This window comes from Microbulbifer maximicatervae (SeqCode), from assembly GCF_056232625.1.
Genome location: NZ_CP174324.1, coordinates 5,019,339 through 5,030,005 on the forward strand (window position 1 = coordinate 5,019,339; position 10,667 = coordinate 5,030,005).

General features: G+C 52.2%; 11 protein-coding genes. 6 read left to right on the forward strand and 5 right to left on the reverse strand.

Going from position 1 to position 10,667, the window contains the following annotated elements; genetic code table 11:
* Positions 1 to 81 precede the first annotated feature (81 nt).
* Positions 82 to 1,047, forward strand: coding sequence for a hypothetical protein (locus tag ACJJI6_RS21835; protein ID WP_475712043.1), 966 nt, complete (start codon positions 82 to 84; stop codon positions 1,045 to 1,047).
* 53 nt (positions 1,048 to 1,100) lie between these two features.
* Here ACJJI6_RS21835 and cysZ read toward each other — a convergent pair whose 3' ends face one another.
* The 5 genes from cysZ to gatC form a co-directional block, all read right to left on the reverse strand.
* Entirely contained in the window at positions 1,101 to 1,931 is an 831-nt protein-coding gene (cysZ, locus tag ACJJI6_RS21840) for a sulfate transporter CysZ (protein WP_475707854.1), read from the reverse strand.
* Positions 1,932 to 1,974: 43 nt separating this feature from the next.
* Complete coding sequence (locus ACJJI6_RS21845; protein ID WP_475712044.1) at positions 1,975 to 2,271, reverse strand: PA4642 family protein; 297 nt, start codon at positions 2,269 to 2,271, stop codon at positions 1,975 to 1,977.
* 66 nt (positions 2,272 to 2,337) lie between these two features.
* A complete protein-coding gene (gatB, locus tag ACJJI6_RS21850; RefSeq protein ID WP_475712045.1) occupies positions 2,338 to 3,789 on the reverse strand; it encodes an Asp-tRNA(Asn)/Glu-tRNA(Gln) amidotransferase subunit GatB in 1,452 nt (483 codons plus the stop codon).
* A gap of 11 nt (positions 3,790 to 3,800) precedes the next feature.
* Positions 3,801 to 5,246, reverse strand: coding sequence for an Asp-tRNA(Asn)/Glu-tRNA(Gln) amidotransferase subunit GatA (gene gatA / locus ACJJI6_RS21855; RefSeq protein WP_475712046.1), 1,446 nt, complete (start codon positions 5,244 to 5,246; stop codon positions 3,801 to 3,803).
* 71 nt (positions 5,247 to 5,317) lie between these two features.
* Positions 5,318 to 5,605: an Asp-tRNA(Asn)/Glu-tRNA(Gln) amidotransferase subunit GatC gene (gene gatC / locus ACJJI6_RS21860; protein ID WP_413663057.1), complete on the reverse strand. Its 288-nt coding sequence runs from the start codon at positions 5,603 to 5,605 to the stop codon at positions 5,318 to 5,320.
* A gap of 357 nt (positions 5,606 to 5,962) precedes the next feature.
* Here gatC and ACJJI6_RS21865 point away from each other — a divergent pair, with 357 nt between their 5' ends.
* The 5 genes from ACJJI6_RS21865 to rng all read left to right on the forward strand — a co-directional run bounded on the left by ACJJI6_RS21865 (position 5,963) and on the right by rng (position 10,638).
* Positions 5,963 to 6,997 carry a rod shape-determining protein gene (locus ACJJI6_RS21865; protein WP_475712047.1) on the forward strand — a complete coding sequence of 345 codons (1,035 nt, stop codon included), beginning with the start codon at positions 5,963 to 5,965 and terminating at the stop codon, positions 6,995 to 6,997.
* 139 nt (positions 6,998 to 7,136) lie between these two features.
* Positions 7,137 to 7,979 carry a rod shape-determining protein MreC gene (gene mreC / locus ACJJI6_RS21870; protein WP_413663056.1) on the forward strand — a complete coding sequence of 281 codons (843 nt, stop codon included), beginning with the start codon at positions 7,137 to 7,139 and terminating at the stop codon, positions 7,977 to 7,979.
* The gene (gene mreD, locus ACJJI6_RS21875; protein ID WP_413663055.1) at positions 7,966 to 8,445 is read left to right on the forward strand and encodes a rod shape-determining protein MreD; all 480 of its coding nucleotides are present in this window, start codon (positions 7,966 to 7,968) and stop codon (positions 8,443 to 8,445) included. Before mreC ends, mreD begins: the two co-directional genes overlap by 14 nt.
* A 97-nt stretch (positions 8,446 to 8,542) precedes the next feature.
* Positions 8,543 to 9,154 carry a Maf family protein gene (locus ACJJI6_RS21880; protein ID WP_475712048.1) on the forward strand — a complete coding sequence of 204 codons (612 nt, stop codon included), beginning with the start codon at positions 8,543 to 8,545 and terminating at the stop codon, positions 9,152 to 9,154.
* On the forward strand, positions 9,151 to 10,638 hold the full coding sequence (gene rng / locus ACJJI6_RS21885) for a ribonuclease G (protein ID WP_413663053.1): 1,488 nt from the start codon (positions 9,151 to 9,153) through the stop codon (positions 10,636 to 10,638). The genes ACJJI6_RS21880 and rng overlap by 4 nt, the downstream gene beginning before the upstream one ends.
* The last annotated feature ends 29 nt before the right edge of the window (positions 10,639 to 10,667 follow it).

The window sequence follows — 10,667 nt, forward strand, 5'->3', positions numbered from 1 at the left end:
GAGTTTTTGTCCTTGGGAAAAAAGGGTAACTCTTCGGGATGTGTGGAAGTCTCTAGCTGTACTGGTCAGCTCAGATTTCAGTTGAATACAAGACTGGATGAATTGCTCGCATCAAGTAGCGGTGAGAAAGCGATAATATCGGCAGAGCATCTCTGTTTTTTGCATCAACGTGAAAGTGTCGAATTGGTTCAGCGTACCTGTGCCAAGTATTTCGATAAAGTTAATGTGATTGTGTATTTACGCAGACAGGACTTGCAGGCGATATCCTTTAAAAAGCAAGGAGCCAGAGGAGCTGTTGCTTACCGTAGCTCTTCCAGTAAATTGTTTGGACATAGTGAAGGTGCTTTCCCAGCTTTCACTAAGGATATCGAGACTTACTATGATTATTTCTCCAAGTTAATTCTGTGGGAGTCTGTATTCGGCAAGGCTGCTTTAAGCGTTCGCTCTTTTACCCGTGAGGCCCTTCAGGGGGGAGATATTGTCAGTGACTTTCTCGCATTGCTGGGAGGTAACATAGGCATTTCAGGAAGGCGGGTCAATGAGGGGGTGGGAAGAAGGGAATTCCTATTGACTCACAAGTTATTGGAATTGGGAGTGGCTGAGTCGGAGCTGCTGAAGCTGAAACCAATGATGCTGGAAGAAAATACTCGGTTGGTACCTTCTGAAAAGGATGCCCAAAGTTTCTTTATGCACTTTAGCGATTCAAATCGCCAATTGAATGATCACTTTTTGAAGAATCAATCTGGCTTGGCATTTGATAGTGATTTTTCAGGGTATCCTGAGTGGGGAAATGACCGGATTACAGCGCAGGATTTATTCAGTTGGAGCCCGCAAATCTTGGCGTCTGGAATTCAAAAACCAGAGGGTTTACGCGATGCATTACTGGCTGACAGGATTCGACAAATACGGAGCAAGAGTCTCTCGGGCGAGGTGCTTAACAGTGAGCTGGAGTACTTGGAAAAATGCTTGTCGGCTACAGCTTGTGTTTCTAAGGGTAGGCAACCTTGGTATCGCTGGCTGAAAAAGAAAAAAGCTACAGGCCGCTAATATAAAAAGCCCTCTATTCCTGAGGGCTTTTTTGGGGGGTATTTGAAGTTAGATTACTGAAGAATAGGAGTTTCAGTTCCCAGATCCCCTTCAATACGCAATCTTTCAATCCACAGAGCCGTACCGCCAGCAACTGCCGCAGGCATAATAAAGATATTTAAAATCGGCACCATTTTGGCAAGCATCACGGTCCCACCAAAGGTAAGGCTAGTGAGTTTACGGCGGCGCAGTACCGTTTTTAATTCATCGAATGGCCGCTGGTGGTTATCCAGTGGGTAATCAACGTATTGAATAGCCATACACCAAGCGCCCCAAACTGCGGTGAGCACTGCGGGGATAATAATGGTCCAGCTGGTGATGGTGGCAATTATAAATACGATTAAACCCCAAAATATAAAGTAACCCAGCTTGCGCAATTCCCGGCCAAGGGTACGCCATACCATTTGCATTATCGGCTCGGCAGGAGGGGCTTTACCGGTTAGCAGTTCCTCTACTTTCTCAGCGAGCAAACCGTTAAAGGGGGCGGCAATAATATTGGTGATAACGCTAAATAAATAGCCGTAGGCAAGGAAAAATAAGAAAAGCACTATTAATGCAATAATCCAGGCCAGCCAGCGAAAAACACTGGCGGTCCATGCTGCACCCTTGGCCATAATGGCTTCCCACCAGGACATATTCTCCGTATTTACCGGCGTGTGGGAAAGCAGGCTACTGATATAATCGGTAATCCCTCCGAGCTGTGAAATCATTATGCTACTGATAATAATAAACAGCACCAGATTTATTAGTAATGGCACCAGGATAAATGGGCGTAACTCACGCCGGGTAATCAAGTGGATACCGCGCACCAATGCGTCGATACCGTGAACGGGATTTGAAGTCATACTCTCACCTTTCGCTGGTACGATGCCTAAATTTCCAGAGTTCTCAGTTGGCGCCAGCGGCTTTTAAAATCTCGCTATATTCTGCGCCCTGGCGGTGTTCAGCAATACGTGCCAGCAGAGTTTTCCCATCGGGACCAGGACTGTTCAGATCCAGGCCTTCAGCGAGAAACAGCTTAACAAATGTGGCAAAACTCTCTGCTTTCATGCTTCGGTAGGCGCGCTCGAGCAGGTGAAAATCCCGGTTTACGCCTGAGGGGGCTTCACCAATCAAGAATCCAGCAATACGCTCCTCGTCAAAAACTTCTCCGAGTACTTTCTGTTTGTCTTTTTTCAGGCTCAAAACTATATCCTTGCTACATAAATAGGGGGCGGGCGAAGCCCGACCCAGGTCTTGAAATGTTGAGGGTTAAAGCAGTGCGTCCAATTTTTTCTTGAGGATTTTATTAATCATCTGCGGGTTTGCCTGCCCTTTGGACGCTTTCATAATTTGCCCGACGAAATACCCCATCATTTTGGGGCGTTTTGATTCATCGGCCTTGCGGTAGTTTTCTACTTGCGAACCGCTTGCAGCGATCACTTCATCCACCATTTTTTCGATAGCGCTGCTGTCGGAAACCTGTTTCAGGCCGCGTTTTTCGATGACTTCGTCGGCACTGCCCTCTCCGTCGGCAATAGCCTCGAATACCTGTTTGGCGATTTTGCTGGAAATGGTGTTGTCTTTGATCCGTGCGATTAGTCCAGCTAGCTGGTCGGCAGAAACCGGAGATTGTGAAATAGTAAGTTCACGACGGTTGAGCAGCGCTGCCAGTTCACCGTTAATCCAGTTGGCGGCAAGCTTGGATTCGCCACAGGATTTACTCACAGTTTCAAAATAGTCTGCACTGGCACGCTCCTGTGTCAGCTGGTCTGCATCATAAGCGGATAGCTGGTATTCCGTTTGGAAGCGGGCTGCTTTTGCATCAGGCAGTTCAGGTAGAATGCTGCGCAGTTGCTCGACATATTCATCGGTGAGTACAACTGGCAGCAGGTCAGGGCAGGGGAAGTAGCGGTAATCATTGGCCACTTCTTTGCTGCGCATAGAGCGGGTTTCATTTTTGTCTGCGTCGTAGAGGCGGGTTTCCTGGGTAATGGTACCGCCGTCTTCCAGGATGTCGATCTGACGTTCAGCCTCGACTTTAATTGCGCGCTCGACAAAACGGAAAGAATTGATGTTTTTTAATTCTGTGCGGGTGCCGAGTTTTTCTTCGCCTTTTAAACGCACGGATACATTGGCATCACAGCGCAGTGAGCCCTGGGACATATCACCATCGGAAATGCCCAGGTAGGTTACGATACTGTGAATTTTTTTCAGGTAGGCCACAGCCTCGGCGGCACTGCGCATATCCGGTTCAGAGACAATCTCGATCAGCGGCGTACCTGCGCGGTTCAGATCGATACCGGACATTCCGTGGAAGTCTTCATGCAGGGATTTACCGGCATCCTCCTCCAGGTGGGCGTGGTGCAAACGCACTTTCTTACTGCTGCCATCTTCCAGGTGAATTTCCACTTCACCTGGGCCGACAATAGGCTGATCCAATTGAGTGGTTTGATAGCCCTTGGGCAAATCTGGGTAGAAATAGTTTTTGCGTTCAAAAACGGAGCGCTTGCCGATCTCTGCGTTCATCGCCAGGCCGAACATTACTGCAAAGCGAAATGCTTCCTCATTCGGTACCGGCAGTGTGCCCGGCATGGCCAGGTCCACGGCGCAAGCCTGGGTATTCGGCTCGGCGCCAAAGCGGGTGCTGGCGCCGGAAAAGAGTTTTGACTGGGTGGAGAGCTGGACGTGAATTTCCAACCCGATAACGATTTCCCATTCCACAATTTATCTCCTTATACGGCGCTGGCTTTGTGCCAGTCGGTTACCTGTTGGTATTGGTGGGCGATGTTGAGCATGCGCGCCTCTTCCAGGTAATTACCGGTAATTTGCAGGCCCACCGGCATATTGTCCACCAGGCCACAGGGTACAGACATACCCGGCAGCCCCGCCAGGTTGGTGGCGATGGTGTAGATATCCTCCAGGTACATAGCTACTGGGTCAGCGCTCTTTGCGCCAAGCTCGAAAGCGGGGGAGGGGGTCGTGGGGCCCATAATCACATCCACTTTTTCGAATGCTTCGACAAAGTCCTGCTTGATCAGGCGTCGGGCCTGTTGGGCTTTGTTGTAATAAGCATCGTAATAACCGGCGGACAGGGCGTAGGTGCCTACCAGGATGCGACGCTGCACTTCTTCGCCAAAGCCTTCACCACGGGAGCGCATATAGAGATCGCGCAGGTCCTTGGGTTCTTCACAGCGGTAGCCATAGCGCACCCCATCGAATCGAGAAAGGTTGGCTGAGGCTTCAGCGGGGGCAATCACGTAGTAAGCAGGTATCGCTAACTCGGTGTGTGGCAGGCTGATATCTACCAATTTTGCCCCCAGCTTCTCGAACTCTTTCAAAGCCTGTTGAACCCGGCTTGCGGTGTCTGGGTTAAGGCCCTCACCAAAATACTCCCGGGGTACTCCGATCCGCAGCCCAGCAATCGGGTTATTCAGTTCGGCGGTGTAATCAGAGGGCTGCTGCTTCAGGCTGGCGGAATCTTTCGGGTCGTGGCTGGCCATAGCGGACAGCAGGTAAGCCGCATCTTCGGCGTTGCGGGCGATGGGGCCAGCCTGGTCCAGGCTGGAGGCGTAGGCCACGATGCCATAGCGGGAAATACGCCCGTAGGTGGGCTTCAGCCCGGTGGTATTTGTCAACGCCGCCGGCTGGCGAATAGAGCCGCCGGTATCGGTAGCTGTGGCGCCGGGTATCAGTTGTGCAGCAACTGCCGCAGCTGAGCCGCCGGAGGAGCCGCCGGGCACACGGCGAGTATTCCAGGGGTTTTTTACCGGGCCGTAAAAGCTGCTTTCGTTGGATGAGCCCATGGCGAATTCATCCATATTGGTTTTGCCTAGGGATACGGTACCGACAGCGTTGAGGTTCGCTGCCACCGTGGCATCGTAGGGAGGGATAAAATTATCCAGCATTTTTGAGGCACAGCTGGTGCGCACGCCGTTAGTGCAAATAATATCTTTGTGGGCGATGGGCACACCGCACAGTGCCGGTGCCTGACCATTAGCGAGGCGCTGGTCGGCAGCTGCGGCCTGTGCCAGAGCGCTTTCTTCGGTGACGGTAATAAAACTGTTGTAGTTGCTGTCCAGTTGCTGGATGCGGCCGAGTAAATGGTGGGTAAGCTCTGTACTTGAGAACTCTTTGCTCCGCAATCCACGGATGATCTCGGCGATAGTAAGCTGATGCATGTTATTCCCTTAAAGGCTCTTTACGGGCTGAGGGCTGGGTATTTAGGTGGACTTCGTTAGTGTTGGACCGGTTAATCAATCACTTTGGGAACCAGGTAGAGGCCTTCTTCGGTTTGGGGAGCCAGTTCTAGGAAGTCTTTGCGCTTGTCAGCCTCTGTCACTGCGTCGGTACGCAGCTCCTGGACTTCGTCCAATGGGTGCGCCATCGGGGCGATACCATCGGTATTGGTGGATTGCAGCTGGTCGACCAGTTGCAATACATCGCCGAGGCGGTTGCTGACTTCTTCGATGGTTTCTTTGGATATGGCGATACGGGCCAGTTCCGCGAGCTTTTCTACAGTTTGCGTATCCACTGCCATGGTGATGGACTCCTCCAGCTTGAGTTGCGAGTCGAAAACTGCCCGGATTATTTGCGGCGGGCAGAACCGGCAAATTTAGCACATTGGGGTTATATTCTCACCGGCTCCGGCAGTAATGGATAGTGGGCCTCAAATGAACTCCCTTCAGCCTTGCCCTGATGCCTAGCGGTTGTTAGAGTTTGCCGAATCCTGCCGAGTGATGAGAGACTCCGGTGTTTTGCGTAGAATCCGATTCGAAATGCGGCTCGGAACTCAGAATTATTTTTGCGGACTAATTAGGATTTGTATCCATAAAAGAAGCCGCGCCCGCAGTGCCCGACCTGGGGGCTGATAATTAGTACAAGGTAATCGAATTCCATGTTTAAACGTTTGCGGGGTATGTTTTCCAGTGATCTCTCCATCGACCTGGGAACTGCCAACACGCTGATTTACGTTCGCGATCGCGGCGTAGTACTCGACGAACCCTCTGTCGTCGCAATCCGTCACTACAATGGCCAGAAAATCGTTGAGGCTGTCGGAGTAGAAGCCAAACGCATGCTCGGCCGGACTCCTGGCAATATTACCGCTATTCGCCCGCTGAAGGACGGTGTTATCGCCGACTTCCAAGTGACCGAGAAAATGTTGCAGCACTTTATCAAGAAAGTGCATGAAAATAGCTGGATGCGCCCGAGTCCGAGAGTGCTGGTGTGTGTTCCCTGCCAGTCCACAGAAGTGGAGCGCCGCGCGATTCGCGAGTCGGCCCTGGGTGCAGGTGCTCGCGAAGTGTCACTGATCGAAGAGCCCATGGCCGCTGCCATAGGCGCAGGCTTGAATGTCGAGGAAGCGAGCGGCTCCATGGTGGTGGATATCGGTGGGGGCACCACTGAGATCGCCATTATCTCCCTGAATGGTGTGGTTTATTCCGATTCGGTGCGTATCGGCGGTGACCGTTTTGATGAAGCTATCGTCAACTACGTGCGTCGCAACTACGGCAGTGTGATTGGTGATGCAACTGCTGAACGGATCAAAGAGGAAATTGGCTGTGCTTATGCAGGCAGTGAAGTTCGCGAAATCGATGTGCGCGGACGCAATCTGGCCGAGGGCGTGCCTCGCAGCTTTACCTTGAACTCCGACGAAATTCTCGAGGCCCTGCAAGAGCCTCTGACTGGTATTGTGCAGGCTGTTAAAAGTGCGCTGGAACAATCCCCTCCCGAATTGGCTTCTGATATCGCTGAGCGCGGTATGGTGCTGACTGGTGGTGGTGCTCTGTTACGCGATCTGGACCGCCTGTTGATGGAAGAATCGGGCTTACCGGTGATTGTTGCCGATGACCCGCTGACCTGTGTGACGCGGGGTGGCGGTAAAGCGCTGGATATGTTGGATCGCAGCCGCCTCTACCTGATGTCTAACTAGTAGACATCGGTATTATGTGACCTGCGAGGGAGCTTGTGGCTATATCCGCAAGCTCCTTGTAATAAAAAAATGCGAGTCATCTTTTGTGGCTTGCACTGTTCTCACCATCTTTGATTGACCTGTTAAGAGGGGATTGCCTGTGAAACCGCTATTTACCCGCGGTCCCTCTGCCGAATACCGCCTGGGCTTTCTCATCATACTCGCGATCTCGCTGATCGTTTCCGATCATTACACCAATTGGTTTCAGCCTGTCAGAGAACGCTTATCAGGAGTTATTGCTCCACTGTACTGGGTTACAGGAGCCCCCGAGCGTGTGGGCGATTGGGCCGATGAGCAGTTTCGCTCGCGCGAAGAACTGCAAGAGGAAAATAGCCGTCTCAAGCGCCAGGTTTTACTGCTGGAACAGCGCAGCCAACTATTGGCGGCCGTAAAAGCGGAAAACACTCAGCTCAAAGAACTGATGAACTCAGCAGAAATGGTCGATGACCGAGTATTGGTGGCTCAGGTAATTGGTGTTACCCCGGACCCTTTGGAGCATGTGCTGCTGATTGACAAAGGCCGCGATGACGGCATTGATATCGGTACCCCGGTAATGGATGCCAGTGGATTGCTGGGGCAGGTGATTGAAGCTGGTGACTCCTACAGTCGTATCCTGCTGATAACTGATTCCAGTCATGCCATTCCCGTCCAGGTTCTGCGCAACAGTATGCGCACCGTCGCCGAGGGTACAGGTGATCTGTACCGCTTGAAGTTACGCCATCTTGCTAATACCAGTGATATTCGTGAGGGGGATCTACTGCTCAGCTCCGGCTTGGGTAGCCGCTTTCCCGCAGGTTATCCGGTCGGGGAGGTCATTTCGGTACAGAGAGACCCGGGTAAACCTTTTGCGGAGGCTGAAGTGTTGCCGAGGGGACGGATGAATCGCAGCCGCTTTGTATTGGCGGTCATTGGCAGCGGAGGACATTCTGTTGCAAGCGAATAACCGCTGGTTTATCGCGGTCACTATTCTGCTGTCACTGCTTCTCTCGGTTATGCCCCTGCCACAGCAGTGGCTCTGGTTTCGGCCGGCATTTCCGGCTTTGCTGGTGATATTCTGGATTACCCGAATGCCCCAGACCTTTGGGGTGGGGTTCGCTTGGATGATCGGTATTGCCCAGGATTTGGCTACGGGGGCGAGCTTGGGAACCCATGCCCTGGCCCTATCGGTACTCGCCTATTTCAGCTTACTGACTTACCAGCGCACTCGGGCATTTAATCCGGCCCAGCAATTGTTGTGGGTATTTGTTCTGGTGGGCATTCATCAAGTGGTGGGCAATTGGGTGCACGGCCTTGAAGGTAAATCGGTACCCGGGCTGACGTTCCTTTGGCCCGCTCTGACTACAGCCCTGCTCTGGCCCTGGGTGACCCCGTGGCTCAGGGGGCTTTCCGGGCGTTTACACGTTCGTTGACCGTCTCGTCGGCACTGTAAATCAGTGTAAAAAATCGATCATTTTTCGAACAGTGCCGCTATAATCAGCCGCTGACCCACAGGGAATATGTAATAGAGTGACAACAAGCGCTTCAGAAAATCGACTTCTTTTGGCCTCTGGTTCGCCGCGCCGCGCCGAACTGTTGGCCCAGATTGGGGTGCCTTTCTCCCAATTGTCCCCCGCTGTTGTAGAACAACGCCAACCTGCTGAAAGCCCTCTTGAGTACATAGAACGCTTGGCCCACGACAAGGCTGTCGCCGGGTTTCAAGCCGCTGACAGCCCCCAGGGACTCTGGTCTTTGGGAGCGGATACGGTGGTTATGGCAGGTGAGAGGCTGCTGGAAAAACCCCAAGATTTTGCTGACTTTGAGTCCATGATGCTGGCGCTATCGGGAGTAGAGCACTCTGTTTTCACGGCAGTGTGCTTGCGTTCACAGGATCGACAGTTTAGCCGTGTAGTGGAAACTCGAGTCAGGTTCCGCCACTTGTCCAAAGTTCAAATAGCGAATTACTGGAGTACCGGAGAGCCTGTCGATAAAGCTGGCGGTTACGGTATTCAGGGTTTTGGTGCCGCCTTGGTAGAAGCTTTTAGTGGCAGTTACAGCAATGTTGTAGGGCTCCCATTGGAAGCAGTAGTCCCCATGCTGGATCATGCGGGCATTCCCTATTGGCAGGAGGGCCAATCTTGAGCGAAGAGCTGTTAATTAATGTTGCGCCGACTGAGACCCGGGTTGCGCTGGTAGAAAATGGTGTGCTCCAGGAGGTCTACCTGGAGCGGAGTGCGCGGCGAGGGATTGTAGGAAATATCTATAAGGGAAAGGTGATTCGCGTACTGCCCGGGATGCAGGCCGCTTTTGTCGACATAGGCCTCGAGCGTGCGGGCTTTATCCATGCCTCGGATATCGCGCCTCTCGACGAAGAAGGCATGGAGGCGCGGGATGCCGAGGTGGCGGATATCCGCGCGCTAGTCAGAGAGGGGCAGTCACTGATCGTGCAAGTCGTGAAGGACCCTATCAGCAGTAAAGGTGCCCGGCTGACTACCCATCTGTCGGTTTCTGCACGTTACCTGGTGTATATGCCGCAGACGCGCCATATCGGTATCTCTAATCGAATTGAAGACGAGAACGAACGCGAGCGATTGCGCCAGTTGGTTGAAGCAGCTTCTCTACGCCTTGCAGAGGATGGTTTGTCGGCCGATGGAGGCTTCATTTTGCGTACCGTTGCCGAGGGGGTGAGTGAGGAAGAGCTGCTGAGAGATATCCCCTTTCTGTACAAATTATGGGGGGAGCTGGATGAGCGCATTAAGGAGCGTCCAGTGCCTTCGGTTATCTATGAGGACCTTCCACTATTTATGCGCGCATTGCGTGACCTTGCGCGCCCTTATACCGAAAAGATTCGTATAGACTCCCGAGAGGCCCACGGCCGTGCGGCAGAATTTGCCGGTAAATATGCGCCGGAAATTGCCGGTCGCCTGGAACACTATCCCGGTGAGCGCCCACTGTTTGACTTATACGGTGTTGAAGAGGAAATAAGAAGGGCACTACACAACAAAGTCACCTTGAAGTCTGGCGGCTACTTGATCGTAGAGCAGACAGAGGCGATGAGTACAATTGATGTCAATACGGGTGCTTTTGTTGGGCATCGAAACCTTGAAGAGACTATCTTCAAGACCAACCTGGAGGCCGCTACAGCGATTGCCCGCCAGCTGCGTTTGAGGAATCTGGGTGGGATTATCATTATTGATTTTATCGATATGAAAGACCCCGAGCACCAGCGACAAGTCTTGCGCACCCTGGAAAAGACCCTGGAGCGCGATCATGCCAAGTCCAGTATCACCGGGGTCTCCGAACTGGGGTTGGTGGAAATGACTCGCAAACGCACCCGTGAGTCACTGGGGCAGATTTTATGTGAGCCTTGCTCTGTTTGCAGTGGGAGGGGCACCTTAAAGAGTGCGGAGACAGTTTGCTTCGAGATTTTCCGCGAGATTATTCGAGAGGCGCGCTCTTACGATAGTGAAAAAATTATGGTACTGGCCAGTCAGGTGGTTATAGATCTTTTACTGGATGAAGAGTCGGCTAATGTCGCCGATCTTGAAGAATTTATTGGTCGGCCGATTCAGTTCCAGGTAGAGCCCATTTACAACCAGGAGCAATATGACATTGTTCTTGTGTAATCCATTATTCACTCGCCAGCAAGCTAAGA

What these genes read in the sequence shown, in the direction of transcription:
- cysZ (WP_475707854.1), bottom strand. Translation starts at nt 1,931, where the DNA reads ATGACTTCAAATCCCGTTCACGGTATCGACGCATTGGTGCGCGGTATC.
- gatA (WP_475712046.1), bottom strand. Translation starts at nt 5,246, where the DNA reads ATGCATCAGCTTACTATCGCCGAGATCATCCGTGGATTGCGGAGCAAA.
- gatC (WP_413663057.1), bottom strand. Translation starts at nt 5,605, where the DNA reads ATGGCAGTGGATACGCAAACTGTAGAAAAGCTCGCGGAACTGGCCCGT.
- ACJJI6_RS21865 (WP_475712047.1), top strand. Translation starts at nt 5,963, where the DNA reads ATGTTTAAACGTTTGCGGGGTATGTTTTCCAGTGATCTCTCCATCGAC.